This is a genomic window from Rathayibacter rathayi (assembly GCF_004011095.1).
GTDB classification, from domain to species: Bacteria; Actinomycetota; Actinomycetes; order Actinomycetales; family Microbacteriaceae; genus Rathayibacter; species Rathayibacter rathayi.
Genome location: NZ_CP028129.1, coordinates 1,268,179 through 1,292,894 on the forward strand (window position 1 = coordinate 1,268,179; position 24,716 = coordinate 1,292,894).

Sequence of the window (24,716 nt, forward strand, 5' to 3'; positions counted from 1 at the left end):
TCCTACGGCCGCTCAGGAGTCGGTGGGCTCCTCACCGGGGCGGCGGATGGCGAGGAATTTCTCGAGCTCAGCGGCGATAACGTCTGCGCTGGGGACGAAGCCGTCCTCGTCAGTGAGCGGCGAGCGCAGGCTCGTCCCCTCCATATACGTGTCGTGGCGGGCCTCGAGGGCCGAGACCAGCTTGTGCAGCTCGTCGTTGCCGCCCACCTGCTCGTCGACCTTGCCGAGGAACTCCCGGCCGCTCTCGCGCAGGCGGTCGGTCGGGAAGATGAGGCCCGTCGAGGCCGAGATGCTCTCGAGCGCCGCGACAGCCGCCTGCGGGTACTCGGTGTCCGAGAGGTAGTGCGGGATGAGCAGCGCGAAGCCGACGACGGCGAGGCCACGCTGGTAGAGGCGCAGCTCGAGCAGGTGCAAGACGCTCGAGGGGACCTGAGTGTGCGGCCTCCAGACCGACATCGCGTCGATCAGATCTTCGCGGTTGCCGCTCACGGTGACTCCGACCGGCCGCGTGTGCGGTACCGGCATCGGGATCGCCTGGACCCAGGTGGTCGAAGCGACGTCGAGGCGCTCGATCAGCGAGACCACGGCCCGGGTGAACCGCTCCCACTGGAAGTCGGGTTCGAAGCCGGTGAGCAGGAGGAACGGCTGATCCAGTTCGTCGTGAGCGAGCGAAAGCCGGAGGGTCGCCGGTCGGTAGTCCGTCAGGTGGTCCTGGTCGAAGGTGATGATGGGACGGCGGGCGCGGTAGTCGAGGAGCTGGTCCTGGTCGAAGACCACGACCTGCCGGTGCGCGAGTGTCTGGAACAGGTACTCGCCGAGTTGGCCTACCGCGCCGCCGGCGTCGGCCGAGCCAGTCAGACCCGCGACGAGATGCAGCCCGCCCGGGATCTCGGAGAGGTCGCCCTCGATCTCGAACAGGTCTTCCGGATCCAGCATGCGTCCAGTGTAAACGGGGGTTTCGACGCCTCGGCCGGGTCCGCTGAGCCCTCAGCGAACAGCGCCTAGCATTACCGCCATGCCCCTCTCCTCCCTCGAGTACTCGAGCGTCCCCGCCTCCGACATCGACACCGACGCCCTGGTTCTGGGCGTCGCCCCCGGGCCCGACGGTCCCCGACTCGTCGGCGCGGAGGGCTTCGAGGAGATGGCTCCCTCGTTGAGCGCGCTGGGTGCGACCGGTGCCGCCGACACGTTCGTCCGCGTTCCATCCTCGGTCCGTGCGGGGGTGGTTGTTCTCGTCGGCCTCGGCTCGGCGGAGCCCGATGACGCCGCCCTGCGCGCCGCCGCCGGGGCCGCCGTCCGCCTGCTGGCCGGCTCCGCCTCCGTTGCCCTGGCGCTTCCCGCCGGTTCCGACGGCACTCACGCCGCGGTCGCAGAAGGCGCGGCTCTCGGCTCTTACGCTTTCACCGCCTTCCGAGGCAGCACCGCCGCAACGGTGAAGCCGGCTGTCGAGCACGTCGTCGTGCTGGGCGCCGCCCAGACGGCCGATACCGCCGTTCTCGACCGTGCGCTCGTGCTCGGCCGCGCCGTCTCGACAGTCAAGGACCTCGTCAACACTCCCCCATCGCACCTCTACCCCCAGACGCTCGCCGAGGCCGTCCAGTCCGGCGCCGAGGGGCTGCCCCTCGAGGTCACCGTCTGGGACGAGAAGGCGCTCGCGGAGGAGGGGTTTGGCGGCATCCTCGGCGTCGGCAGTGGGTCCTCCCGCCCGCCGCGCCTGGTGAAGGTCGCGTACTCGCCCGAGGGAGCGCGCACTCATCTGGCATTCGTCGGCAAGGGCATCACTTTTGACAGCGGTGGACTCTCGCTCAAGCCGCCGACGTCGATGATCGGCATGAAGACCGACATGGCGGGCGCGGCCACGGTCTACGCCGTCGTTCGCGCGATCGCCGAGCTCGGCCTGCCGCTGCGCGCGAGCGCGTGGCTCTGCATCGCCGAGAACCTGCCCTCGGGCACGGCCATCCGGCCCGACGACGTAGTGACGGTTCGCGGCGGAACCACCGTCGAGGTACTCAACACCGACGCCGAGGGCCGCCTGGTGCTCGCCGACGGCCTCGTCGCCGCGAGCGAGGAGCAGCCCGATGCGATCATCGACGTTGCCACCCTGACCGGCGCCTCGGTCGTCGCCCTGGGCAACCGGACCGTCGGAACCGTGGGCGACGACGAGCTCGTCGCGAGCGTCCTCGAGGCCGCACGCACCGCGGGCGAAACGTTCTGGCAGATGCCGCTTCCCGCGGAGCTGCGCCCGTTGCTCAACTCCGAGATCGCCGACATCGCGAATGTCAAGCCGGGCAATACCGCAGGCGGGATGCTCCTCGCCGCCCATTTCCTTCGCGAGTTCGTCGGCACGCGCGGTGAGGGGGACGACGCGACCCGGATTCCGTGGGCTCACCTCGACATTGCGGGGCCCTCGAGCAACGGAGGCAGCGGTTACGGCTTCACCGGAGCCGGTGCCACTGGCGCCTCCGTCCGAGCGCTGATCGTTCTGGCCGAGCGCTTCGCGAGCGCGTAGTAGGGTCGACCGGGCGGGAAATTCCGCCTCGTCCCCCCTCTCGATCCGCCGAGCGCTTGGTGCCGGATCCGGTCGGCCAGGAAGCGGGACCGCACGTCGCGAGGGAGTCACTGGGTGTCGGAAGATCGCTACGACCTGGTCGTGCTCGGAGGTGGCAGCGGCGGGTACGCGGCGGCCCTGCGGGCGGCTCAGCTCGGGATGAGCGTTGCGCTCGTCGAGCGTGACAAGCTCGGCGGGACCTGCCTGCACCGCGGCTGCGTGCCCACCAAGGCGCTCCTGCACGCCGCGGAGCTGGCGGACGGCGCCCGAGAGGGCGGCAAGTACGGTGTGCTCTCGAGCTTCGCCGGCATCGACATGGCCGGGGTCACCCGATATCGCGAGGGCGTCGTCGCGGGCAAGTACAAGGGTCTGCAGAGTCTTGTGTCTTCTCGCGGCATCACCGTCGTCACCGGCGAGGGTCGTCTGAGCGCGGCGGGCACCGTGACAGTGGGTGAGCATGTGCTGCACGGCAGCTCGATCGTCGTCGCCACGGGATCCGCCTCGCGCACGCTCCCCGGGATCGACATCGGTGGACGCATCATCACGAGCGATCAGGCGCTCGAACTCGATCATGTGCCCGAGAAGGTCGTCGTGCTCGGTGGTGGAGTGATCGGCGTCGAGTTCGCGAGCGTCTGGCGCTCGTTCGGAGCAGAGGTGACGATCGTCGAGGCCCTCCCCCATCTCGTCCCCAACGAGGATGAGAGCGTCAGCAAGCAGCTTGAGCGGGCCTTCCGCAAGCGCGGGATCGCCTTCCAGCTCGGCTCCCGCGTCGCCTCGGTCTCGCAGGGCGACGGCGGTGTAGCGGTGACGCTCGAGAGCGGTGCCACCGTGGAGGGCGAGGTGCTGCTCGTCGCTGTCGGCCGGGGCCCGGTGACCGCGGACATCGGCCTGGAGGAGGTCGGCGTGAGCCTGGATCGGGGCTACGTCCTCACCGATGAGCGACTGCAGACCTCGGTCCCCGGCATCTACGCCGTTGGCGACATCGTTCCGGGCCTCCAGCTCGCGCATCGGAGCTTCCAGCAGGGGATCTTCGTGGCGGAGGAGATCGCCGGGCTCGGCCCGAAGGTCGTCTCGGACGTCAACGTGCCGAAGGTGACCTACAGCGACCCGGAGGTCGCCTCCGTCGGCCTCAGTGAGGCGCGTGCTATCGCCGAGTACGGCGCCGAGCGCGTCGCCGTGTACGACTACGGCCTCGGCGGCAATGCCCGCAGCACGATCATCGGCACGACGGGTTCCGTGAAGGTCGTGCGCGTGCTCGACGGTCCTGTCGTCGGTGTCCACCTGGTCGGCGCGCGGGTCGGGGAGCTGATCGGCGAGGCTCAGCTCATCGTCAACTGGGAGGCGCACCCCGAGGACGTCGCGCCCCACCTCCACGCGCACCCCACGCAGAACGAGGCGCTCGGCGAGGCGCACCTCGCACTGGCCGGCAAGCCGTTGCACGTTCTGTAGAACCACCGCGGGGCGGCGACCCGCCGCTTCCGCATCACTAAGCTGAACATTGAAACACAAGCGTCTTAAGGAGACAGGCTCATGAGCGAATCCGTCAGCCTCCCGGCACTCGGAGAGAGTGTCACGGAAGGAACGGTCACCCGCTGGCTGAAGAACGTCGGGGACCGCGTCGAGGTGGACGAACCCCTGCTCGAGGTCTCGACCGACAAGGTCGACACCGAGATCCCGTCGCCGATCGCGGGTGTGATCGAGGAAATTCTCGTCCAGGAGGACGAGACGGTCGAGGTCGGCGCCGAGCTGGTCCGCATCGGGGACGGTTCCGGAGCCGCGTCCAAGGCTCCGGCAGAGCAGGCCCCCGAGGTCGAGGCCGCTGAGACCAAGCCGACGGATGAGGCGACGCCGTCGGTCGATGCTGATACCGAAGCCGAGGCTCCCGCTCCGGCCGAGCCCGAGCCCGCCCCGGCGGCCGAGAAGCCCGCCGCCCCCGCGGCCGCTGCTCCCGCTCCGTCCGCCCCTGCTCCGGCTGCCGCGCCTGCTCCAGCTGCTGCATCCGCCGCCTCCCCGGAGCAGACCGACTCCAACCCCGGCTACGTCACCCCCCTCGTGCGCAAGCTCGCGGGTGAGAACGACATCGACCTCTCGGCCCTCACCGGTACCGGCGTCGGTGGCCGTATCCGCAAGCAGGACGTCCTCGACGCGGTCGAGGCTGCGAAGTCGACTCCCGTCGCGCCCGTGTCGGCTCCGGTCGCCGCTGCCGCCAAGGTCGGCCGCACCCCGCTCGAGACCTCGCCGCTGCGCGGCACGACGCAGCCGATGTCGCGTCTGCGCAAGGTGCTCGCGCAGCGCGCGGTCGAGTCGATGCAGACCAGTGCTCAGCTCACTTCGGTGATCGAGGTCGACGTCACCGCCGTCGCTCGCTTCCGCGACTTCGTCAAGAAAAGTTTCCAGGAGAAGACCGGCGCCAAGCTGTCCTTCCTCCCATTCTTCGCTTTGGCGGCGGCCGAGGCGCTCAGGGCGTACCCGGTGATCAACTCGACGCTCGACGGCGAGTCGATCGTCTACCCGGACCACGAGAACATCAGTATCGCCGTCGACACCGAGCGCGGCCTGCTGACTCCGGTCCTGAAGAACGCGTCCGAGCTGAACCTCGCGCAGATCGCCGCCACCATCGGCGACCTGGCCGAGCGAACCCGCAACAACAAGCTCAAGCCCGATGAGCTCGCTGGCGGCACCTTCACGTTGACAAACACCGGCTCGCGCGGCGCCCTGTTCGACACCCCCGTCGTGTTTCTCCCGCAGACCGCGATCCTCGGCACTGGCATCGTCACCAAGAAGCCGGCCGTCGTGCAGGTGGACGGCGCCGACGCCATCGCGATCCGCTCGACCGTCTTCTTGGCGCTGTCCTACGACCACCGCACGGTCGACGGAGCCGACGCGGCGCGCTTCCTGGTCGCGGTCAAGGAGCGCCTCGAGGAGGGCTCGTTCCAGAACGACCTCGGCATCTGAGCCGCCCGCGCTGAGCCGCCCTCTCATGGGGTTGCTCCGGCGTAGACGTCGCGGATGAGCCAGCCGGCCTCCGTCCTGATGATCAGGACGGAGGCCGCTGCGGTTCCCGGCGGTGTCGTGAGGTGGACCACTGCCGATGCCCCATTCAGATCGGCGAGGACGGCCGACACCTCGCCGTGAGCGGGCAGGCGGTCTTTGACTCCGTCGCCGGCACTACCGAGCGGAGAGTCCGCAGTGACGAGGCGGCGAGCGCAGCTCTGGTCTTCGCACGCTCGTGCAGCTGCGAGCAGGAGTTCTGCCGCCTCCTCCGCCTCGAGCACGGTCGGGGCGGTCTGAGCCGCGGGAGTCGGAGGCAGCGACGGAGCCGAAGTAGGGCGCGGAGTGCCGCTGCTCGTCGACGCGGACTCCGACGCACCCGCAGCGCGCTGCCTGTCTGGTGACTCGGCGAGCAGCCCGGTGAGTACTGCGCCCAGCACGATGACGAGCGCCGCGGCCAGCGGACCACGGCGTTGCACGGCGAGGGCACGCGCGCGATCAGGCCAGCCATCGAGGGGGTGGACACGTCGGTGCCGACTGGTCGGCAGCGATGAGGCGCTCGGCCGGACGACGGTCCCTGCGCTCGCCCGAAGCGTCCGCACCTCTTCCCCGATACCCTGCGGATCGGCGAGACCGTAGAGCATGCCTTCCAGCGCCAGCAGATCGCGATGCCGGGCGAGCGCCGCGACGGGAAGCTCCGGGCAGTGTGTGCCGACGCGCTCCAGGACTCGCTGGAGGGACTCGCGCGCCTCCCGTGGAGTGTCGATGGCCGGGGCCGTCAGCAGCACCACCGGGCAGCCGTCCTCGGTCAGGCCGATGTGGTCCGTCGTCGGAGCGAGCCAGGTTCCCCCGGCCGCGGCAGAGCGGACAGCACCGACCACGGGTGCGAGTAGGGTCACCGCGGCACCCGGCCCGATCCTCCGCTCCACGGTCAGGAACTGCTCAAGGACGACGACGACTGCAGGAGTGGTCACCACACGGCGCTTCCCGTGCCACGGCTCCACGCGAACGATGCGCTCGCGATGCCGATGCTCGGCGAGACCGGCGACGGGCGCACGCCGCAGCTCCTCCGCCTCCCGACGTCGGAGGACCCGCGACGCGAGCCCGGGCTCGTCGGAGGCCGCCGTCACCGGCGGGCGGCTCGCTCCGTCGACCCGGCCCGCGCCGCGCCTTCGCCCCTGGGCCGTCCCGCTGCTCGTCATGGGGAGAGCCTGCCCGGCCGTCACGCGGCAGGGGGAGCGCCGTCGTCGATCGGTGGAGAGAACATCGGAATCCACCCCTGTGGAGGAGCGAGATCCCTCTCCCGGTCGGCCGCGGACCTCCCGCTCGGTATCCTTGTGGTCATGGCACGCAGCACGGATCCGTCGACGAAGGCGGTCAAGGAACCCGGACGTCTCAAGCAGATGTGGCAGGTATTCCAGATGACCCGCCGCTACGACAGCAACGCCGTGTGGATCATCCTCCTCGCCCTCCTGCTCCCCGTGCTGCTGGGCGTGCTCCTCGGAATCCTGCTCGGAAACGGCAACGGCTTCGTGATCGCGCTGTGGATCGTCGTCGGAGTGATGGCGGGCCTGGTCGCCGGTCTCGCCGTCCTCTCCCGTCGCGCCGAGCGCGCCGCCTACGGCCAGATCGCCGGGCAGCCCGGAGCGGTGGGCGCGGTCCTGCGCAGCGGTCTCCGAGGCACCTGGACCGGCGGCGAAATGCCCGTCGCCGTCAATGGCAAGACCCAGGACGCGGTCTACCGGGCGGTGGGGCGCGGCGGCGTCGTGCTGATCGCCGAGGGTCCTGCCTCCCGTACCAAGCGGATGCTGGAGGACGAACGTCGCAAGGTCTCGCGGATCCTGCCGAACGTGCCCGTCACCTTCGTCACCGTCGGGTCCGATGCCGACGCGACGCCGTTGCACCGGGTACCGAGCCGCCTTGCGAAGACCAAGAAGGTCCTCACGAAGGCGGAGGTGATCGCGGTCAAGAACCGCCTCTCCTCCCTGAACACCTCGCTGCCGATCCCGAAGGGCGTCGACCCCTTCAAGGTGCGGTCGCAGCGCCCGCGCTGACGTTCGCTTGAAAAACGAGCCGGCCGGGATCGCGCCCGGTCGGCCCCTCCGCCAGGCACGGCACCCGTCAGGAGCGCACGAGCACCGTGGCGGCGACCTTGTCGTGGAAGCCGCGCTGGTCCGAGTCCCAAACGAGCGCGGGAACAAGCACCGCCAGCAGCACGGATCGCACGAGCGGGCGCCACACACCGACCCAGCCACCACCGAGCCGGACGACGCGCATGCCGAGCAGGCGGTGGCCGACGCTGCCCCCGATCGTGGGGATGAAGACCACCTGCAGCAGGATGAAGAGCAGCAGGCTCGCCCAGCGGTCGTAGTCGAAGAAAGCCAGCGAGAGCAGCGCGGCGACAGCGAAGTCGGCGGCGAGGGCGGCGATGCGGCGTCCTGGACGTGCGATCGAGAGCCGGCCCTCGCGCGGGAGGCCGAGGCGCTCTCCCGGGTACTCGCTCGGGGCGGCGTCGGCGAAGGTCCTGCGATCGGCGGTTGGCATCCTTCGATCTTATCCGCGCAGTCTCGCAGCGGCCCCGAGACCGCGAGTGGAGCGTCGCGGTGAGGGCGGGTACAGCCGGGCCCCGTAACATGCCCGAAACAACAGGGACACGGTGGGGAAACCCCCCGTCTACTACCCTGGAGCAGCTGCGTTCTGCAGCCACCCGTTACGCCATTGGAGACCTTTGCATGTTTAAAGATTCTTCCGAGGTGCTCACGTTCATCAAGGACACGGACGTCAAGTTCCTCGACATCCGGTTCACCGATCTCCCCGGTGTCCAGCAGCACTTCAACATCCCCGCCTCGACGGTCGACGAGGAATTCTTCTCCGTCGGCCAGCTCTTCGACGGGTCCTCGATCCGCGGATTCGCGAACATCCACGAATCGGACATGCAGCTGATCCCTGATGTGACCACCGCCTACGTGGACCCGTTCCGCGTCGAGCGCACACTGATCCTCGTCTTCGACATCTACAACCCGCGCAACGGCGAGATCTACTCCAAGGACCCCCGCCAGGTTGCGAAGAAGGCCGAGAAGTACCTCGCGTCGACCGGCGTCGCCGACACCGCGTTCTTCGCCCCTGAAGCCGAGTTCTACATCTTCGACGACGTCCGCTACGAGGTCACGCAGAACGCGGCCTTCCACTCCGTCGACTCCGTCGAGGGCGCGTGGAACTCGGGACGCGTCGAGGAGGGCGGCAACCTCGGCAACAAGACCCCCTACAAGGGCGGCTACTTCCCCGTCAGCCCGGTCGACAAGCAGGCCGACCTCCGCGACGACATCTGCCTCAAGCTGATCGACGCAGGCCTCATCCTGGAGCGCTCGCACCACGAGGTGGGCACCGGCGGCCAAGCCGAGATCAACTACCGCTTCGACACGATGGTGCACGCGGCCGACGACATCCTGAAGTTCAAGTACATCGTGAAGAACACGGCCGAGCAGTGGGGCAAGACCGCTACCTTCATGCCTAAGCCCCTCTTCGGCGACAACGGCTCGGGCATGCACACCCACCAGTCGCTGTGGAACGACGGCACACCGCTGTTCTACGACGAGAACGGCTACGGCGGACTCTCGGACATCGCGCGCTGGTACATCGGCGGCCTGCTCAAGCACGCCCCCGCCGTCCTCGCCTTCACGAACCCGACGGTCAACTCGTACCACCGCCTGATCCCGGGCTTCGAGGCGCCGGTCAACCTCGTCTACTCGGCGGGTAACCGCTCCGCGTCCATCCGGATCCCGATCACGGGTACCAACCCGAAGGCGAAGCGCATCGAGTTCCGCGCGCCCGACGCCTCCGGGAACCCCTACCTCGCCTTCGCCGCCCAGCTGATGGCGGGCCTGGACGGAATCAAGAACCGCATCGAGCCGCACGAGCCGGTCGATAAGGACCTCTACGAGCTGCCTCCCGAGGAGGCGAAGCTCATCCCGCAGGTCCCCGCGACCCTCGGCGAAGCGCTCGACGCCCTCGAGGCCGACCACGACTTCCTGCTCCAGGGCGGCGTGTTCACGCAGGAACTCATCGACACCTGGATCGAGTACAAGCGCGAGAAGGAGATCAAGCCCCTCGCGCAGCGCCCGCACCCGTTCGAGTTCGAGCTGTACTACGGGGTCTAGCGAGAACCCGCGGAAGTAGCGGGGTCAGTCCGCAACGAGTCCGCACGAGCGGCCAGCACCTGTGCAACGGCCGCTCGTGCGGACTCGTCTTTGTCCGGCCACATGTGCCCGTACGTGTCAAGCGTCGTCGTCGCGGACGAGTGCCACAGCCGGGCCTGCACGACCTTCACGTCGAGGCCGGATGCGATGAGCAGCGACGCGAAGTAGTGACGGCAGTCGTGAATGCGGAACCCCTTAGGCAGACCGTCGATCGTGTCGCGCGCAGCGCGGAACTGCGTCTCGATCGTGTACGGAGCGACCGGTCGGCCGTATGCGCCGACGACGAGCGTGCTGCTCCCCACTTCGCCGGCACCCGGTTCAGTTCGAGCGCGAGCTCCGTGGGGATCGGGATCGGGTGCGCGACATCTCCGTCTTCAGCGGCTCGGCCGGGTACTGGATCGCCTGCGTGATGATGCCGCGCATGAAGTCGACGTCGACGGTACGCAGCGCGGCGATCTCAGCGACCCGGAGGCCGGCGAATGCGCCGAGCAGGATGACCGGCTTCATCCCTTCCGGCATCGCGTCGTAGAGCGCCCAGATCTGCTCGGTCGTGGCGACGTAGGGCCGCTGCTTCCCCGCGCCCGGAGACGTCCTTCTCGAAACCGGAGACCGTGGCATGAGACCGTCTCGTGCACGGCGTCTGAGAGCAGGTGCGACAGCCGAGCGTGCAGGGCGTAGACCGTCGAATCCGCGAGGCCCCGCTCCTTGAGCGCCGCGGTCCACATCTTGACCTCGGACGGCCTGACGCTAGCCAGGGGGCGAGAGCCGAAAGCGGCGCGGATGTGCTTGAGATGCGTGCGCGCCTGCCGAACCGTCGACGGGCGCTTCGTCGCGTATCCGGCCAGCCATCGGTCACACCGCTCCCACCGTCATGCGCGCGGTGTCGGGGTCGAGGTAGTCGCCGCGAACGACGGAGGCCGTCACCCAGTCGAGCCAGTGCTGCGCCGACTGCGCCTTCTCCTTCGGGTTGTCCTTGTACCGGAAGTGCCGGGCGTGCTCCTTGCCGTCCGCGTCGCGGTAGCGGGCGCGCCAGGTGCCGTTAGGGCGCTTCCGGATGCTTGCCACGTTCAGCCTCTCTGCGGCGACGTACCGGCTGGTCCAGTAGCCCGGCTCTGGCCTCATGGAGGCGCTCTGGATGTAGTCCATGCTCAGGTGCTCATCGCGCTCGTGAATGCGGCCTGCAACTTCCTCCGCAGTGAAGCCGATCATGAATGTGCCACCGATGGGCTCTCCCTCGGCTTCCACATCCTCACGGGCGATCCCCGCGTTGTCGAGCAGGATCGCCAGTTCGACCCGGTCGCCCGGAACGCGGCGGCCGTCGGCCTCTTCGGCACCCAGGCTGAGGACCTGGGCTCTGCTCTGTTCGCTCTCGACCTCTCGACGGCAGCAGGTCAGCTGAACGGCGTCACCGGCTCCTCGCAGAAGATGTTCGACACCCTTGCGGATAACGACGCGTCGAAGACCGAGGGCGCGCCCTGCGGAGCATCGAGGTCGCAGGCGACGCGGTGAAGGGCGCGCTCGCCGGCGCGTTCGGAGACGGGCTCGGCAACCTCGCGATGTTCGTGTCCGAGAACCGCGGCCTAGTCCTGCAGTTCCTGTCGGATCTCGTCGATGGTGGGATCGACTTCGGGCAGGCCCTCATAGAGTCCGTCGCGGGCGGAACGGAGGCGCTCGGGAGTTCGTGTCCGGCGCCGGCGTCGACATCCTCAAAGCCATCGGTCAGGCGATGTACTTCTTCGGCCAAGACACGTCCGGGCTCGAGGCGGTCATCACCGACATAGAGGGCTTCGACGAGAAGACAGCATCCGTCGCCGACAACGTCCACCAACTCAGCGGCAACCTCAAGGAGGGCCGGGACCAGTTCCACGACTTCTTCGACCCGCAGATCGACCTCGGCTACCTCTCCGACCGCACCCGAGACGTCGCGTCAGCCATCGATGGTGTCGGCTACTCCCTCGACGGGACGACGCCGCTAGTCGACGCGTACACGGTCGCGCAGGACGGCTCGGTCCGGGCCGGCGCCGATCTTGAGAGTCAGGTCCGCAACTCGATTGCGGCGCTCGGTGATGAGATCTCTGCCGCTGCTGCGACCGGTGAAGCGCAGGACGCTTTGACCGGTCGGTACAACACGGCGACCAGCGCCCTCGTCGGGCAGCTGACGCAGATGAGTCTCACCGAGGGCAGGCGCGTTCGCTGATCGACACGGTCTTGCAGACCCCGAGCTCGGCGACGACGGCGTTCTCGTCGAGCGCGCCCGAGGAGCAGGGGAAGGTGCAGTCCCTGTCGGATCGGATCGTGACTCTCTCCGACGGATCGGTCGTGGTCTTCGCGGACACTCAGCCGGCGCAAAGCTCGATCGACCGGTACGTCGCGGCCAACACTGGCCGCAGCATCACGATCACGACGGTGCAGAAGCTCGTGCAATCGCAGGCCGGTTCTTATTCCTCGACCGGATTGCCGGCCTACGCGCACCAGGCGCGCGGCGGCGTGTTGGAGTTCTACGCGCAGGGCGGCCTACGCGGTCTGACGCCGATGCAGCCCGTCGCGCAGATGGTGCCCGCTTCCACATGGCGCGTCGTCGGCGACCGGGCGGATGTTCCTGAGGCCGTACATCCCACTCGACGGTTCGCAGCGGTCGATGGCGATCCTCGCGGAGACGATGCAGCGCATGGGCGTGTAGCCAATGACAGGCGGGGACATCACGGCCGCGGCTCCCACGACCGACCGGGACAGGCAGATCACGATGGACGGCCACCTGTTCGGGATCCTCCGCGAGCAGGCGAACGGGGACGCGAAGATCATCGTCGCGAACGCCCTTGATCGACGCGACCACGATCAGCAGCGCGGCAGCTGGAGGTAGATCAGGCGCTACTAGGGCCTCGACTGGCATGCATGGTTGAGGCCCTTTCCGTGCGTGAAGCCGCCCGTCGAGTGCATCGCAGCCGGCGCACGATCATGCGCTGGCTCGAGGAAGGCATGCCGAGCCGCCTCGTCGACGGGCAGCGGGTGATCCTCCTCCCCGACCTGCAAGCCGCGTTCGTGCAACGCCTCGAGACGAACGCCACCCGGCCGCGATCGGCGGCCCACCTTGAGCACGGCACCGTGCAGCGCTACTGGACCGGATGCCGGTGTGTTCAGTGCCGGTCGGCACTGTCGGTGTACAACCGTGCCTGGTACGCGAAGCGGGTCCAAGAGACTGCGGAGCGGAGAGCGAAGGCCGCGGGATGGGTCGGGGAGCCCGCGATCAAGGCGCTCCTGCGTCCGTACCGCCGCCGCGCCATGAGGCCGCCTGAGGGTTCCGACACGCGAGAGAGCCGCAGAACGCCCTAGAGTCGGATGGGCGTGAAGGCCTGCCACTACACAGATAGGACCCCGCTATGTCGAAGAAGACGCTGCACTACGGAACTGAGACGATTCCGCTCTCCGAGGACACCGACATCGGGAAGATGCGGAGCGATATCGACCTCATCCTTGGTGGCGGGAAGCACACATCATTTCTATTTGTCGACGCTCGTGGGTACAGCCAGTGGCTCCTCGTCACCCCGGCAATCCCGCTGCGTCTCACCGAGCGTGACGAGACCAGCAGGGCTCGCTCCGCAACTGTCCTTTGAGCGAAGACCTCAGTCCGCAGCGAGTCAGCAAGAGTCCCGATCCGGGCCGCTCACCACCATACGATCGGCGGACTGACGCGGATCGCGACCTTTCCCCATCGCCGGCAATCATTGGCGGAAAGTTCGAGCTGTACTACGGTGTCTAGTCCCGCAGCACCGCCAGAAGGGCCGTTCCTCCTCGGGAGGGGCGGCCCTTCGCCGTTTCCGGCGGAAGGGGTCAGCGGCGGGTCGGCGCGTCCTCCGCGGCAGGCCCGTAGAACAGCCGCTCGAAGACCGCGCGGGCTCGGCGGGTCACGCCGAGGTAGTCGTCCTCGAGGGCCGTCGCGGAGCCGACCGGGTACTCCAGCAGGCGCGCGACGCCCTCGAGCTGGCGGCGGTCGGTCGGGAGGACGTCGCTCGTACGGTTCCCCCAGAGAGTGGTGCCCGAGCGGACGCGGGAGGCGAGGATCCAGGCCGCGCGGAGTCGCTCCGCATCCTGTCCGCTGATCAAGCCCTCCGCCTCCGCCACCGCCAGAGCGGTGAGGGTCGAGGTGGTCCGGAGGGGCGGCAAGGAGCGCGCGTGCTGCAGCTGGAGGAGCTGCACCAACCACTCCACATCGCTCAGTGATCCGCGGCCGAGCTTGAGGTGCCGACGGGGGTCTGCACCCTGCGGTAGGCGCTCGCTCTCGACGCGCGCCTTGATCCGCTTCACCTCGCGGATGTCGCGGTCCGACATCGCGGAAGGATAGCGGACACCATCGGCCAACTCGGCGAAATCATCGATCAGCGCCCGGTCGCCCGCCACTCCCCTGGCCCGCAGCAGCGCCTGCGCCTCCCACGTCAGGGACCAGCGGGCGTAGTAGGCACGGTACGAGTCAAGAGAGCGCACGAGCGGCCCGTTCTTGCCCTCGGGGCGCAGGTCGGCGTCGAGGTCGAGCGGGAGGCGCGAGTCCTCCGTCAACCGCACCAGCTCCGCGACGACGAACTGGGAGTAGAGCTGCGCCTGGTGCGGTTCGGCGGTCCCTGGTCGCTGCACGTACATCACGTCGGCGTCGGAACCGAAGCCAAGCTCCGCTCCTCCGTAGCGCCCCATGCCGATGATCGCGAACTCGGTCTGAGAGCCGGGCCGAGTGTCACTGTCGCGGCGAATCGCAGCGAGCACTCCGGTCAGCAGCGCGCTGATGATGTCGGTGAGGCTCGTTGCGATCTCCTCGATGGTGCTGAGCCCCAGTACGCCGCCCATCGCTGTCCGCAGCACCTCCCGCCTGCGCATCGAGCGCAGGACGGAGGCCACCGCGTCGGCGCTGTCGTGGCGGGCGAGCACGGCGCGGACCTCCTCACCCAGCTGGGCCGCGCTTCGCGGGCGTAGAGCGTCGTCGTCCTCGAGCCACGCGGCCGACTCCGGGATCCGGTCGAGGAGTTCACCGACGAAACGCGATCCCGAGAGCACCGTCGTCAGGCGCTTCGCGGCGCCCGAGGAGTCGCGCAGCATGCGGAGGAACCAGGGCGTACCGCCGAGGACGTCGCTGAGCCGACGGAACGCGAGCAGTCCGTAGTCGGGGTCAGGGCCGTCCGCGAACCACTGCAGCATCACCGGCACCAGGTGGCGCTGGATGCTCGCGCGGCGCGAGACGCCCGAGGTCATCGCGGCGATGTGGCCCAGGGCCCCGCGGGCATCCGCGAAGCCGATGGCGGCGAGGCGCGCTTCCGCCTGGCCGGTGGAGAGTTCGGCTCCCCCGTCGGAGAGTGCGGCGACGGCCGAGAGGAGCGGGCGGTAGAACAGGCGCTCGTGCAGTCCGCGGACTCGGTTCTTGATGCCGTTCCAGACGCTCAGTAGCTCCTCCGCCGTGCGGGCGAGGCCGCTGGAGCGGGCGAGGGTGCGCAGCTCGTGCTCGTCGCGGGGCATGAGATGCGTGCGACGCAGGCGCCGCAGCTGCAGGCGGTGCTCTAGGAGGCGCAGCGCGCGGTAGTCCTGCGCGAATTCCTCCGCAGCGGTGCGGCCGATGTAGCCGCGCTCGGCGAGGGCTCCCAGGGCGAGCAGAGTACCGGGCATGTGGATCTCGTCGTCGGTCTGCCCGTGGACGAGTTGCAGCAGCTGCACCGTGAACTCGATGTCGCGCAGCCCGCCCGGCCCGAGCTTGATCTGGTAGTGGACATCGTTCTGCGGGATGTTCTCGGTGACTCGCTCGCGCATGCGCTGGACCGACTCCACGAACTTCTCGCGGGAGGCGCTCGTCCACACTTTCGGCGCGACCGCATCGACGTACGCCCGACCCAGCTCCAGATCGCCTGCGAGCGGACGCGCCTTGAGGAGCGCCTGGAACTCCCAGCTCTTCGCCCAGCGGTCGTAGTAGGTGATGTGGGATTCGAGGGTGCGCACGAGGGCACCCTGCTTCCCCTCCGGCCGGAGGTTCGGATCGACCTCCCACAGCTCCGGCTCCATCGCCAGGGCGGAGGTGCCGCGCATCAGCAGGACGGCGAGCCGGGTGGCGACGTCGATCGCGCGGGCGTTCGACAGCTCGCGCTCTGGGTCGCCTTCCGCTACGAAGATCACGTCGACGTCGCTGACGTAGTTCAGCTCGGAAGCGCCCGCCTTGCCCATGCCGATCACAGCGAAGCGAGTGGCCGCCACCTCGTCCCTGCCGAAGCGCCCGGGGCCGGCGCCGCCGACCAGCTCCGTCCGCGCCACAGCGAGCGAGGCCTCGAGTGCTGCGCCGGCGAGGTCGGCCAGCGCGCGGGTCACCCGGTCGATCGCCGCGACGGGATCGGCCTGGCTGAGATCGTGCACGACGATCTGCGTGAGCAGGCGTCGGTACCGCACGCGCAGTGCAGTCCAGCCCGCCTCCCCCCGAAGCGTCGAGAAGCCGTCTATCGCGCCGACGGAGTCCAGCAGCTCGGCCTTCATCTCGGCGCGGCCGGGAAGAGCTCGGACCGGCTCGAGGACGCTCGCGAGTTCCTCGGGACGCCGCTGCAGGAAGTCGGCGAGTCCGGAGGAGGCCCCGAGCACCAGGAGCAGGCGCGTCAGGGCCTCGTCGTCGGCGAGGACCGTGTCCATCCGGCCGCGGTGCCGCCGCAGCAAATCGAGCAGTGCGAGCAGAGCCTCGTCCGGGTCGGCCACGCGAGCGAAGGAGGGCAGCACGGACTCCAGCTGCCGACCCGCCAGAAGCTCCGCCTCGGCCAGCCGCGCCCCGGTCTCACCGAGCGCGGAGAAGCCGAGGCGCGCGACATCGCGCAGAGATCGTTCGCGGGGCATGGCCGAAGGGTCAGAGCATCTCGAGGTTGCTGCGCAGCTCGTACGGAGTGACCTGGGCGCGATACTCGGCCCAGTCCTTTCGCTTGTTGAGCAGCACGAAGTTGAACACCTGCTCGCCCAGCGTCTCTGCGACCAGCTCCGACTCCTCCATCAGCGAGATGGCACGATCCAGACTCGCGGGCAGGGCGCCATAGCCGAGTGCACGGCGTTCCTCGTCCGACAGCGCCCAGACGTTGTCCTCGGCCTCGGCGGGGAGTTCGTAGCCCTCCTCGATGCCCTTCAGCCCGGCGGCCAGGAGCAGCGAGTAGGCGAGGTAGGGGTTCGCAGCGGAGTCGAGAGCGCGGTACTCGATGCGCGAGGACTGCCCCTTGTTCGGCTTGTACAGCGGCACCCGCACGAGAGCGGAGCGGTTGTTGTGGCCCCACGAGACGTAGCTCGGCGCTTCGTCGCCGCCCCAGAGGCGCTTGTAGGAGTTGACGAACTGATTGGTCACCGCGGTGATCTCGGGGGCGTGCCTGAGCAGGCCTGCGATGAACTGCCGGCCGAGCTTGGACAGTTGGTACTGGGCGCCCTGCTCGTAGAACACGTTCACGTCGCCCTCGAAGAGCGACAAGTGGGTGTGCATACCCGAACCGGGGTGCCCGGAGAGCGGCTTGGGCATGAAGGTCGCGTACACGCCCTGCTCGATCGCCACCTCCTTGATCACCGTGCGGAAGGTCATGATGTTGTCAGCCGTCGTCAGCGCGTCGGCGTAGCGGAGGTCGATCTCGTTCTGACCGGGTCCCGCCTCGTGGTGGCTGAACTCGACCGAGATGCCCAAGTCCTCCAGCATCCGCACCGAGCGTCGGCGGAAGTCGTGCGCCGTGCCTCCGGGGACGTTGTCGAAGTACCCGGCGGAGTCGACCGGCTCCGGCCCCTCGGTACCGAACGACGACGACGTCAACAGGTAGAACTCGATTTCAGGGTGCGTGTAGAACGTGAATCCGCGTTCTGCCGCCTTCGCCAGCGTGCGCTTGAGCACGTTGCGTGGATCCGCGACGGCGGGCTGGCCGTCGGGCGTCGTGATGTCGCAGAACATCCGCGCCGTCGGGTCGATCTCTCCGCGCCACGGCAGGATCTGGAACGTCGAGGGGTCCGGGTGCGCCAAGACATCGGCTTCGAACGAGCGGGTGAGGCCCTCGATCGCGGAACCGTCGAAGCCGAGACCCTCCGCGAATGCTCCCTCGACCTCGGCCGGCGCGATGGCGACCGACTTGAGAGTGCCGACGACGTCGGTGAACCAGAGGCGAACGAATTTGATCCCTCGCTCTTCAATGGTGCGAAGAACGAAGTCCCGTTGCTTGTCCATCCAGACTCCTCCTGTTTTCGACCCTCAGGCTACTGCCTCCGACCAGGGCCCGCGGGGTGCCACAGGCGCGCCATAGACTGGCGCCCATGTCAGCGCAGCCCGCGAAACGCGTTCGAACCCGCCACTTCCAGACTGCGAAGGACTCCGGTGTTCGCATCACCGGGCTGACGAGCTACGACCAACTGACAGCGAAGATCTTCGACGAGGCCGGGATCGACTTCCTCCTCGTCGGTGACTCCGCCGGCAACACGGTGCTCGGCTACGACACGACGCTCCCCGTGACCGTCGACGAGCTGATCCCGTTGGCGCGTGCCGTCGCTGGGGCCGTGGAGCGTGCCTTCGTCGTCGCCGATATGCCCTTCGGCTCGTATGAGTCCGGGCCCGACGATGCGCTACACACGGCCTTCCGCTTCATGAAGGAGACGCACGCGCACGCGGTCAAGCTCGAGGGCGGGGTTCGCTCAGCCGAGCAGATCCGCCGCATTGTCGAGGCGGGCATCCCCGTGATGGCGCACATCGGATTCACGCCGCAGAGCGAACACGGGCTCGGCGGGCACATAGTCCAGGGCCGCGGCGAGGGGCTCGAGCAGCTGCTCGCCGACGCGCATGCCGTCCAGGACGCGGGCGCCTTTGCCGTCGTGCTCGAGATGGTTCCGGCCGATGCGGCGCGGCAGGTCACCCAGGAACTACGGATTCCGACAATCGGAGTCGGCGCGGGACCCAATGTGGATGGCCAGCTGCTTGTGTGGACCGACTTCGCCGGCTTCACCACCGGTCGCATCCCCCGCTTTGTCAAGCAGTACGCCGATCTGCGGGGGGTACTGACCGGAGCCGTTACTGCCTACCGGGACGACGTCGAATCCGGTGCCTACCCCGGCGCTGAGCACAGCTACGAGTAGTGGCGCTCAGCGGTCCTCGGCGGCGTCCTCCTCGGCCCACTTGCGGCTGTTCTCGTGCAGTCGCTCGAGAGCATGGGCCGCTTCTTCCCTCGAGGAAAAAGGTCCGACCCGGTCGACCGAGGGGGACACGAAGCCCTGCTCCACCGTGCCGGCCTTGAGGTTGTACCACCACGAGTTCACGTCGCCAACAGTCATGCGGGCGATCCTACGCCGGAGCCTGCGTCGGGCCAGACCCCTCGCCCTTCGCTAGCATGACCGATATGACTGCTGCGGCGACCGCCATTGGGATCGACATCGGGGGAACGGGCATTAAGGGAGCCTCGGTCGATGTGGCCGCGGGCACTCTTCTCAGCGACAGGATGAAGTTCGCCACCCCCGACGGCGGAAAGCCGAAGGACATCGTCGCCACCGTCCAGCAAATCCTCGAGCAGATCCCTGATCTCCCCTCGGACACCCCGGTTGGCATTTGCTTTCCGGCCGTCGTCGTGCACGGCCGCACCATGTCGGCAGCCAATGTCTCGGACGAATGGATCGGCCTCGAGGCCGGGAAGCTGTTCGAAGACGCGCTCCACCGGAACATCTTCTTCGTCAACGATGCCGACGCGGCGGGCTACGCCGAATCCCGCTTCGGAGCGGCGAAGGACACGAAGGGCCTGGTCATCATGACCACTCTCGGCACGGGGATCGGCACGGCACAGATCCACGACGGGACTCTCATCCCCAACGCCGAGCTCGGCCACCTAGAGATCCACGGCGGGGACTACGAGAAGAAGGCGTCATTCGCCGCCAAGGAGCGCGACGACCTCGACTACAAGCACTGGGCGAAGCGACTCCAGCGCTACTACTCCCACCTCGAGGCGCTCCTCTGGCCCGACCTCTTCATCGTCGGCGGCGGCATTTCGAAGCACTACGAGGAATTCCTGCCGCTGCTCGATCTGCGCACACCGATCATCCCCGCAGCGCTCCGCAACAACGCAGGCATACTCGGCGCGGCAGCCCTCGCGGGCTGAGTCGTCTTTCGCGGCGGTCCCTGCCCGCCACGGCGCGGTTGGCGTGCGCGGGTGGTGCGTTTCATAGAGCGGGATGCGGCCGGCTACACCGAAACGCTGGCACGCGTTTCGGCGGTTCGCGGTGCATGTGGTTCGCGGCGGTCCCTGCCCGCCGCGCCGCGGTTGGCGTGCGCGGGTGGTGCGTTTCATAGAGCGGGATGCGGCCGGCTACACCGAAACGCTGGCACGCGTTTCGGCGGTTCGCCTTGTGGACGGCGGCGAGTTGAGACCGCTTTATGGGAATGCGGCAGGGGCACGAGATGCCCCGCCGGGGCGGGGCATCTCGTGGCGAAGGGGTCGGCTGGTACGCCGGGTTCTGTTCACGCCGCGCCTCTCGGCGGGCGCTGGACGGCCATCTCTCTCGGAGCCACGTCGCCGTGACTCTCCAGCGGTCTACCCGAGGACCCGGCGAGCAGCCGCATCGTCCTCTGTCTGACCTTGCTCCGGGCGAGGTTTACCGAGCGGACCGGATCACTCCGGCCCCTGGTGGTCTCTTACACCACCGTTTCACCCTTACCGCCGACCGAAGCCTGCGGCGGTCTGTTCTCTGTGGCACTATCTCGCGGGTCACCCCGGGTGGGTGTTACCCACCGCCCTGCTCTGTGGAGCCCGGACGTTCCTCGGCACCGGGCTCTCGCCGCGGTGACGCGACCGTCTTGCCGGCCCGTTCGCCCGTCCAGTCTACGGCTCAGGCGAGCGTCGACTCCTCGCCGCGCACCAGGATGCAACCGCTATCGGGACAGAGGACGACCTCGTCCGGCGCAGACGCGCGAATCCAGGACAGATCGGATTCGGTGAGCGCGACTCCGCTGCCCTCGGACACCTTGCCGCGAAGCAATGCCGCTCCGACGCCGTACCGGATGCGCTGCTTCTCGTAGAGCTCGACCAGATCCTCCGGCAGCGTCGTGACGAGACCGGCACGGTCGCGGGCCAGCGCCTCCTGCTTGTCTCGGAGCTTCTCGGCCTGCGCGATGCGCTCCTCGGCGAGAGTGGTGAGCGAGGCGACGACCTCGTCGCGCTCGGCTTGAGCGGCGGCGACCTCGGCTTCGATGCCCTCGATGCGCTCCATCAGCGTCAGCTCGATGTCCTCTAGGTCGCCCCGGCGCTTCACCAAGGAGGTGATCTCGCTCTCGAGCGCGGCGATGTCCTTCGCGGCCGAAGCGGTCTGCAGGCGGTCTCGGTCGCGCGTGAGGCGCTTCTCGACGACGCCGACGTCAGACTCGATGCGGCCGAGTTCGGTGCGCACGTCTTCGAGGCGCCCGGCGCGCTCGGCGAGGGCACGACGGGTCTCGTTGTCACGGGCCTGCATCGCCTGGATCCGCGCGATCTGCGGAAGCGTCGCGAGAGCGTGGCGCAGCTGCGCGCCCCTCGTGTCCAGACTCGCGAGAGTCAGGAGTTCGCGCTGGTGTGCGGGGCTGGCTTTCACGTGGCGGTCCTCGTTCCCGGCACGCAGGGTGGGCGCGCCGCGTCCATTCTCCCGTGCCCACGGTGGGTCAATGCACGATCGCGAAATCCCACGGGTCGGTCCGGGTCTCGCTCACCTCGACGGTCACCGTGGGCAGGGCCTCGCGCAGAGCGGCTGCGGCGACGTCGAGCCACAGCCACTCGCTCGCCCAGTGCGAGACGTCGATGAGCGCGGGACCGCTGCCGTGCCGGGCCTTCTCGCGAGCCTCCGAGGCGGGATGGTGCCGGAGGTCGGCGGTGATGAACACGTCGCTCGTGCGGACCGCTGGAGCGTCCAGGAGCGAGTCTCCAGCTCCTGCGCAGAGCGAGACGCGGCGCACGGGACTCTCGTAGCCGCCTGCGACCCGCACTCCCCCGGCCGTGGCGGGCAGGACGTCGGCGACGGCAGCGGCCAAGCGCCCGAGCGTCACCTCCTCGGGTAGGTCGCCCACACGGCCGAGCCCCACGGAGGGATCGGCGCCCGGCACGAGTGGAGTCGCGCCGGTCAGGCCGAGACGGGCCGCAAGCACATCCGAGACTCCGTCCGTCACGATGTCGGCGTTGGTGTGGGCAGAGACCAGGGCGCAGCCGCTGCGGATGAGGTCGGCGAGCAGGCGGCCCTTGTAGCCGTCCTCAGCGATCGAGGTGACGCCACGCAGCAGTAGCGGATGGTGCGCGACCAGCAGCTGGAAGCCGCCGTCGATGGCCTCCTCGACGGTATCCGCGACGACGTCAACCGTCAGCAGGAGGCGTTCGATGGACGCGTCGGGGTCACCGGTCACCAGGCCGGGCGCGTCCCAGCTCTCGGCGGCCGCCTCGGGCCAGAGTCGGTCGATGACGGCGTGGACGTCGCGCAGTGTGGGCATGCGTCCAGGGTAGGGGCGCTCAGCTCGGGTGGTCGGTCTCGACGGCGCGGATCGCAGCGTCGGCGTCGGCCGGGGCGTCCAGGTCGGCCCGGAGGTAGTCGTCCGACTCGGGCAGTCGGACGGTGAGACCGCCGTACTGCTCGATCTCCAGCACACCCGTCACGCCGGAGGCGGCGAGCACATGCCCGCCGACCGCTCCGCTCGTGTCGACGAAATGGGTGTGCAGCCCGGCGACACTGATCCCCTGGAACGGGCGCGGGCCGATGAAGCCCAACAGTGTGCCCTCGACGCCGTGCAGCCTGACCTCGCGCTGCTCGCGCATTGCCTCCGCTAGACGCCGGTAGGGCTTCACCTGCGCGATCGGCTGACGCAGAACCACAGTGCCGACCCGCGCTCGCAGGCGCACTCCCACGAAGACGTTCGGACTGGGCACGAGCGATCGCACCGCGTGCAGCACGGATTCGAGGGAGCCGAGATCCTCAACCGCCGCAACGTGATGAGGTGCGAACCGTGCTACCTCGGCGAAGGCGATGACGTCGTCGGACTCGAGCACGACCACGGAGCCGTCTCCGCGGAAGAGGCGGTGTACTCCGTCCAGGATCACGAGCTCCCCGTCCATGTGCTCGCCGCAGCCGAGTCCGAGATCGCCGTGCGCATCCACCTCGCGGCTGGTCACGATCCCGTCGAAGAGGCCAGCGACCAGCGCGTTGACGATCGAGAACTGGGTGATGAGGCCGCGCTGGGCGGGGGGATTCGGCATGCGGCTAGTTTGCCCGCTCGGCGCGTTTACCGACCGTCACGGGCGCGCCGTCGGTGGTCCGTGCTTGCCTGGCGGGCATGAACGAGAACTTTCCCTGGGCCGTCGCGGCCGCGTTGCTCCTGGCCCTCCTGATCGTCGCCCTGTTCGGCCACCGGCGTCGAGCCGCGGCAGCGGCAGACGCTGAGCAGACCGCCCAGGAGAACGAGCGCTCCACCGCGGAGCTCCAGCGACGGCACGAGGATGCGCTCGGCGCTCTCGCCCACTCCCACGAGACCGAGCTCGCCGAGAGCCGGACCGAACTCGAGACGAGGCAGGAGGAGGCCGATCAGATTCGCACAGCGCTCTCGAAGACCTGGAAGGAAGAGGCCGTCTCGCACACACTGATCCGCGAGGCGTGTGTCTCGGCGGGGCTGTCGGGCCTCCTGGCGACGAACATCGTCTTCGTACCGACAGATTCGCGCACGACGCGGCGCTTCTTCGCTCAGATCGATCACCTGCTGCTGACCCGGCACGGAGCGATGATCATCGAGGCCAAGTACTGGCAGGGGGTAGTGTTCGACGGTATCCGTCCCGGCACTGTGCATCCGTCCTACGGCGTGCTGGTCAAGGAAGACGCGCTGCCGGAGACCTTCGCCGTTCAGATCGCGCCGAGTACGGTGTCGTCGTTGACGGTCAGGACCCATGTCGATCATCGTGTCCCCGCCCTACAGGTGCGGATCCAGGCCGCGCGGTTCAAGGAGTACCTCGCCGGGCGAGGGCTGCCGACCCCGTGGTTCGACACCGCGGTCCTCTACAGCTACCCCGACGTCAGGACCTACGCCCCCGCGTGGCAGGGTGCAGGACCGGCGCGGACCAGGATCGTGACCGGCGCGGAGGAGCTGACGGATGCGCTGGCGGATCTCGCGCGGCGCCCTCAGAGCACCATCGCGGAGGACGCCTGGGGCGAACTCTCGACGTTCCTGGCTCAGAGCGGTGCGCACCTGGAACAGGTCGGACCGAGGACGGCGTGACGGGATCGGCCCGACGGGGCCGATCCACACGGGCTCGATCCCCTACGAGGACAGACCGAGTGTGGCCGCTCTAAAACGACGAAAGCCCGCACTCCTCGTGGGGTGCGGACTCTCAGAGTGGATCCGAGGGGATTCGAACCCCTGACCCCCTGCATGCCATGCAGGTGCGCTACCAGCTGCGCCACGGACCCGTGCATCGTGCTGTTCTGCTTTATCGCCGTTCTGCGTTATCGCGGTTCTTGCGTTATCGCGGTTCTTGCTCGACCGCCCATGTTGCGGAATCCGCTCGGCGGAAGCAACTCGAACAAACTACAACACGAACTGCGCGATGTGAAATCGAGCGCTGTCGCCGGGCGTGTTCGTCAGTTCGTGGGCGGCGTCGAGTCCACAGCGACGGGCTGGTCGATCGTGAACGGCACCGTCGGGCAGTCTTTCCACAGTCGCTCCAGCGAGTAGTACATCCGGTCCTCCTCATGGAACACATGCACAACCAGGTCTCCGAAATCGAGCAGGATCCAGCGCCCCTCCGCACGACCCTCGCGGCGCAGGAGCTTGGCGCCGGAGTCGTTAAGCCGATCCTCCACCTCGTTCGCGATCGCGACCACGTTGCGCTCGGATCGGCCGGTAGCGAGGAGGAAAATGTCGACCAGCGGCAGCGGCCCCGAGACATCGAGGGCGACGAGGTCCTCTCCGCCCTTGGAGTCGGCGGCAGTGGCCGCAAGCTGGAGCAGGGCGCGGGCGGAGTCGGTCGCAGTCATAAAGC

The 24,716-nt window shown here is 68.6% G+C and carries 26 protein-coding genes, 1 tRNA gene and 1 other RNA gene; 13 read left to right on the forward strand and 15 right to left on the reverse strand.

Annotated elements, in window-relative coordinates; translation table 11 throughout:
• Positions 1-12: 12 nt before the first annotated feature.
• Positions 13-936: a proteasome assembly chaperone family protein gene (locus C1O28_RS06185; RefSeq protein WP_097165924.1), complete on the reverse strand. Its 924-nt coding sequence runs from the start codon at positions 934-936 to the stop codon at positions 13-15.
• Positions 937-1,015: 79 nt separating this feature from the next.
• Here C1O28_RS06185 and C1O28_RS06190 point away from each other — a divergent pair, with 79 nt between their 5' ends.
• The 3 genes from C1O28_RS06190 (at position 1,016) to sucB (ending at position 5,503) form a co-directional block, all read left to right on the forward strand.
• The gene (locus tag C1O28_RS06190) at positions 1,016-2,509 is read left to right on the forward strand and encodes a leucyl aminopeptidase (protein ID WP_097165923.1); all 1,494 of its coding nucleotides are present in this window, start codon (positions 1,016-1,018) and stop codon (positions 2,507-2,509) included.
• A gap of 114 nt (positions 2,510-2,623) precedes the next feature.
• Positions 2,624-3,997: a dihydrolipoyl dehydrogenase gene (gene lpdA / locus C1O28_RS06195; RefSeq protein WP_097165922.1), complete on the forward strand. Its 1,374-nt coding sequence runs from the start codon at positions 2,624-2,626 to the stop codon at positions 3,995-3,997.
• An 81-nt stretch (positions 3,998-4,078) separates the two neighbouring features.
• Positions 4,079-5,503, forward strand: a complete 1,425-nt coding sequence (sucB, locus tag C1O28_RS06200; protein WP_097165921.1) for a 2-oxoglutarate dehydrogenase, E2 component, dihydrolipoamide succinyltransferase — start codon at positions 4,079-4,081, stop codon at positions 5,501-5,503.
• A 23-nt stretch (positions 5,504-5,526) separates the two neighbouring features.
• On the opposite strand, the gene C1O28_RS06205 is transcribed toward sucB, so the two are convergent.
• Positions 5,527-6,741, reverse strand: a complete 1,215-nt coding sequence (locus tag C1O28_RS06205) for a hypothetical protein (protein WP_127821458.1) — start codon at positions 6,739-6,741, stop codon at positions 5,527-5,529.
• A 141-nt stretch (positions 6,742-6,882) separates the two neighbouring features.
• On the opposite strand from C1O28_RS06205, the gene C1O28_RS06210 reads away from it, so the two are divergent.
• On the forward strand, positions 6,883-7,593 hold the full coding sequence (locus tag C1O28_RS06210; protein ID WP_097166080.1) for a DUF4191 domain-containing protein: 711 nt from the start codon (positions 6,883-6,885) through the stop codon (positions 7,591-7,593).
• Between the two features lie 67 nt (positions 7,594-7,660).
• On the opposite strand, the gene C1O28_RS06215 is transcribed toward C1O28_RS06210, so the two are convergent.
• Positions 7,661-8,083 carry an RDD family protein gene (locus C1O28_RS06215; RefSeq protein WP_097165919.1) on the reverse strand — a complete coding sequence of 141 codons (423 nt, stop codon included), beginning with the start codon at positions 8,081-8,083 and terminating at the stop codon, positions 7,661-7,663.
• Positions 8,084-8,271: 188 nt separating this feature from the next.
• Here C1O28_RS06215 and glnA point away from each other — a divergent pair, with 188 nt between their 5' ends.
• Complete coding sequence (gene glnA, locus C1O28_RS06220; protein ID WP_097165918.1) at positions 8,272-9,696, forward strand: type I glutamate--ammonia ligase; 1,425 nt, start codon at positions 8,272-8,274, stop codon at positions 9,694-9,696.
• Here glnA and C1O28_RS15610 read toward each other — a convergent pair.
• From C1O28_RS15610 to C1O28_RS15385, 3 genes are all read right to left on the reverse strand, one after another.
• Entirely contained in the window at positions 9,693-10,037 is a 345-nt protein-coding gene (locus tag C1O28_RS15610) for a tyrosine-type recombinase/integrase (RefSeq protein WP_243392027.1), read from the reverse strand. The genes glnA and C1O28_RS15610 overlap by 4 nt on opposite strands.
• Positions 10,038-10,053: 16 nt before the next feature.
• Positions 10,054-10,353: a site-specific integrase gene (locus tag C1O28_RS15615; RefSeq protein WP_237397982.1), complete on the reverse strand. Its 300-nt coding sequence runs from the start codon at positions 10,351-10,353 to the stop codon at positions 10,054-10,056.
• Positions 10,354-10,587: 234 nt separating this feature from the next.
• Positions 10,588-10,881, reverse strand: a complete 294-nt coding sequence (locus tag C1O28_RS15385; protein WP_097165917.1) for a hypothetical protein — start codon at positions 10,879-10,881, stop codon at positions 10,588-10,590.
• Between the two features lie 6 nt (positions 10,882-10,887).
• Between C1O28_RS15385 and C1O28_RS06235 the strand changes: the two genes are divergently transcribed.
• The 5 genes from C1O28_RS06235 to C1O28_RS06255 all read left to right on the forward strand — a co-directional run bounded on the left by C1O28_RS06235 (position 10,888) and on the right by C1O28_RS06255 (position 13,346).
• Positions 10,888-11,244, forward strand: a complete 357-nt coding sequence (locus tag C1O28_RS06235; RefSeq protein ID WP_097165916.1) for a hypothetical protein — start codon at positions 10,888-10,890, stop codon at positions 11,242-11,244.
• A 172-nt stretch (positions 11,245-11,416) separates the two neighbouring features.
• Positions 11,417-11,932 carry a hypothetical protein gene (locus C1O28_RS06240; protein WP_097165915.1) on the forward strand — a complete coding sequence of 172 codons (516 nt, stop codon included), beginning with the start codon at positions 11,417-11,419 and terminating at the stop codon, positions 11,930-11,932.
• 98 nt (positions 11,933-12,030) lie between these two features.
• Positions 12,031-12,555: a hypothetical protein gene (locus tag C1O28_RS06245; RefSeq protein WP_127821459.1), complete on the forward strand. Its 525-nt coding sequence runs from the start codon at positions 12,031-12,033 to the stop codon at positions 12,553-12,555.
• Between the two features lie 72 nt (positions 12,556-12,627).
• Complete coding sequence (locus C1O28_RS06250) at positions 12,628-13,065, forward strand: hypothetical protein (RefSeq protein ID WP_127821460.1); 438 nt, start codon at positions 12,628-12,630, stop codon at positions 13,063-13,065.
• A 47-nt stretch (positions 13,066-13,112) separates the two neighbouring features.
• Complete coding sequence (locus C1O28_RS06255; RefSeq protein WP_097165913.1) at positions 13,113-13,346, forward strand: hypothetical protein; 234 nt, start codon at positions 13,113-13,115, stop codon at positions 13,344-13,346.
• Positions 13,347-13,563: 217 nt separating this feature from the next.
• On the opposite strand, the gene C1O28_RS06260 is transcribed toward C1O28_RS06255, so the two are convergent.
• A complete protein-coding gene (locus C1O28_RS06260; protein WP_097165912.1) occupies positions 13,564-16,578 on the reverse strand; it encodes a bifunctional [glutamine synthetase] adenylyltransferase/[glutamine synthetase]-adenylyl-L-tyrosine phosphorylase in 3,015 nt (1,004 codons plus the stop codon).
• A gap of 10 nt (positions 16,579-16,588) precedes the next feature.
• Positions 16,589-17,926 carry a glutamine synthetase family protein gene (locus C1O28_RS06265; RefSeq protein WP_097165911.1) on the reverse strand — a complete coding sequence of 446 codons (1,338 nt, stop codon included), beginning with the start codon at positions 17,924-17,926 and terminating at the stop codon, positions 16,589-16,591.
• An 86-nt stretch (positions 17,927-18,012) separates the two neighbouring features.
• Here C1O28_RS06265 and panB point away from each other — a divergent pair, with 86 nt between their 5' ends.
• Positions 18,013-18,825, forward strand: coding sequence for a 3-methyl-2-oxobutanoate hydroxymethyltransferase (gene panB / locus C1O28_RS06270; RefSeq protein WP_097165910.1), 813 nt, complete (start codon positions 18,013-18,015; stop codon positions 18,823-18,825).
• A 6-nt stretch (positions 18,826-18,831) separates the two neighbouring features.
• Here the strand turns inward: panB and C1O28_RS06275 are convergent, their stop codons facing one another.
• Positions 18,832-19,020: an SPOR domain-containing protein gene (locus C1O28_RS06275; RefSeq protein WP_097165909.1), complete on the reverse strand. Its 189-nt coding sequence runs from the start codon at positions 19,018-19,020 to the stop codon at positions 18,832-18,834.
• A 65-nt stretch (positions 19,021-19,085) separates the two neighbouring features.
• Here C1O28_RS06275 and ppgK point away from each other — a divergent pair, with 65 nt between their 5' ends.
• A complete protein-coding gene (gene ppgK / locus C1O28_RS06280; protein ID WP_097165908.1) occupies positions 19,086-19,835 on the forward strand; it encodes a polyphosphate--glucose phosphotransferase in 750 nt (249 codons plus the stop codon).
• 328 nt (positions 19,836-20,163) lie between these two features.
• On the opposite strand, the gene rnpB is transcribed toward ppgK, so the two are convergent.
• From rnpB to C1O28_RS06300, 4 genes are all read right to left on the reverse strand, one after another.
• Positions 20,164-20,541, reverse strand: an RNA gene (gene rnpB, locus C1O28_RS06285) — RNase P RNA component class A.
• A gap of 21 nt (positions 20,542-20,562) precedes the next feature.
• On the reverse strand, positions 20,563-21,300 hold the full coding sequence (locus C1O28_RS06290) for a zinc ribbon domain-containing protein (protein ID WP_097165907.1): 738 nt from the start codon (positions 21,298-21,300) through the stop codon (positions 20,563-20,565).
• 67 nt (positions 21,301-21,367) lie between these two features.
• Positions 21,368-22,183, reverse strand: a complete 816-nt coding sequence (locus tag C1O28_RS06295; protein ID WP_097165906.1) for a Nif3-like dinuclear metal center hexameric protein — start codon at positions 22,181-22,183, stop codon at positions 21,368-21,370.
• Between the two features lie 19 nt (positions 22,184-22,202).
• Complete coding sequence (locus tag C1O28_RS06300; protein ID WP_097165905.1) at positions 22,203-22,943, reverse strand: acetolactate decarboxylase; 741 nt, start codon at positions 22,941-22,943, stop codon at positions 22,203-22,205.
• Between the two features lie 77 nt (positions 22,944-23,020).
• Here C1O28_RS06300 and C1O28_RS06305 point away from each other — a divergent pair, with 77 nt between their 5' ends.
• A complete protein-coding gene (locus C1O28_RS06305; RefSeq protein WP_097165904.1) occupies positions 23,021-23,953 on the forward strand; it encodes a nuclease-related domain-containing protein in 933 nt (310 codons plus the stop codon).
• A 118-nt stretch (positions 23,954-24,071) separates the two neighbouring features.
• Here C1O28_RS06305 and C1O28_RS06310 read toward each other — a convergent pair.
• Positions 24,072-24,144: transfer RNA gene (locus tag C1O28_RS06310), tRNA-Ala, on the reverse strand.
• 171 nt (positions 24,145-24,315) lie between these two features.
• Positions 24,316-24,711, reverse strand: coding sequence for a ribosome silencing factor (rsfS, locus tag C1O28_RS06315; protein WP_097165903.1), 396 nt, complete (start codon positions 24,709-24,711; stop codon positions 24,316-24,318).
• Positions 24,712-24,716: the final 5 nt, after the last annotated feature.

What these genes read in the sequence shown, in the direction of transcription:
- C1O28_RS06295 (WP_097165906.1), bottom strand. Translation starts at nt 22,183, where the DNA reads ATGCCCACACTGCGCGACGTCCACGCCGTCATCGACCGACTCTGGCCC.
- C1O28_RS06185 (WP_097165924.1), bottom strand. Translation starts at nt 936, where the DNA reads ATGCTGGATCCGGAAGACCTGTTCGAGATCGAGGGCGACCTCTCCGAG.
- C1O28_RS15615 (WP_237397982.1), bottom strand. Translation starts at nt 10,353, where the DNA reads ATGCCACGGTCTCCGGTTTCGAGAAGGACGTCTCCGGGCGCGGGGAAG.
- sucB (WP_097165921.1), top strand. Translation starts at nt 4,079, where the DNA reads ATGAGCGAATCCGTCAGCCTCCCGGCACTCGGAGAGAGTGTCACGGAA.
- C1O28_RS06275 (WP_097165909.1), bottom strand. Translation starts at nt 19,020, where the DNA reads ATGACTGTTGGCGACGTGAACTCGTGGTGGTACAACCTCAAGGCCGGC.
- C1O28_RS06215 (WP_097165919.1), bottom strand. Translation starts at nt 8,083, where the DNA reads ATGCCAACCGCCGATCGCAGGACCTTCGCCGACGCCGCCCCGAGCGAG.
- panB (WP_097165910.1), top strand. Translation starts at nt 18,013, where the DNA reads ATGTCAGCGCAGCCCGCGAAACGCGTTCGAACCCGCCACTTCCAGACT.
- ppgK (WP_097165908.1), top strand. Translation starts at nt 19,086, where the DNA reads ATGACTGCTGCGGCGACCGCCATTGGGATCGACATCGGGGGAACGGGC.
- C1O28_RS06205 (WP_127821458.1), bottom strand. Translation starts at nt 6,741, where the DNA reads ATGACGAGCAGCGGGACGGCCCAGGGGCGAAGGCGCGGCGCGGGCCGG.
- C1O28_RS06305 (WP_097165904.1), top strand. Translation starts at nt 23,021, where the DNA reads ATGAACGAGAACTTTCCCTGGGCCGTCGCGGCCGCGTTGCTCCTGGCC.
- rsfS (WP_097165903.1), bottom strand. Translation starts at nt 24,711, where the DNA reads ATGACTGCGACCGACTCCGCCCGCGCCCTGCTCCAGCTTGCGGCCACT.
- glnA (WP_097165918.1), top strand. Translation starts at nt 8,272, where the DNA reads ATGTTTAAAGATTCTTCCGAGGTGCTCACGTTCATCAAGGACACGGAC.
- C1O28_RS06190 (WP_097165923.1), top strand. Translation starts at nt 1,016, where the DNA reads ATGCCCCTCTCCTCCCTCGAGTACTCGAGCGTCCCCGCCTCCGACATC.
- C1O28_RS06255 (WP_097165913.1), top strand. Translation starts at nt 13,113, where the DNA reads ATGTCGAAGAAGACGCTGCACTACGGAACTGAGACGATTCCGCTCTCC.
- C1O28_RS06300 (WP_097165905.1), bottom strand. Translation starts at nt 22,943, where the DNA reads ATGCCGAATCCCCCCGCCCAGCGCGGCCTCATCACCCAGTTCTCGATC.
- C1O28_RS06210 (WP_097166080.1), top strand. Translation starts at nt 6,883, where the DNA reads ATGGCACGCAGCACGGATCCGTCGACGAAGGCGGTCAAGGAACCCGGA.
- C1O28_RS06250 (WP_127821460.1), top strand. Translation starts at nt 12,628, where the DNA reads ATGGTTGAGGCCCTTTCCGTGCGTGAAGCCGCCCGTCGAGTGCATCGC.
- C1O28_RS15385 (WP_097165917.1), bottom strand. Translation starts at nt 10,881, where the DNA reads ATGGACTACATCCAGAGCGCCTCCATGAGGCCAGAGCCGGGCTACTGG.
- C1O28_RS06265 (WP_097165911.1), bottom strand. Translation starts at nt 17,926, where the DNA reads ATGGACAAGCAACGGGACTTCGTTCTTCGCACCATTGAAGAGCGAGGG.
- C1O28_RS06260 (WP_097165912.1), bottom strand. Translation starts at nt 16,578, where the DNA reads ATGCCCCGCGAACGATCTCTGCGCGATGTCGCGCGCCTCGGCTTCTCC.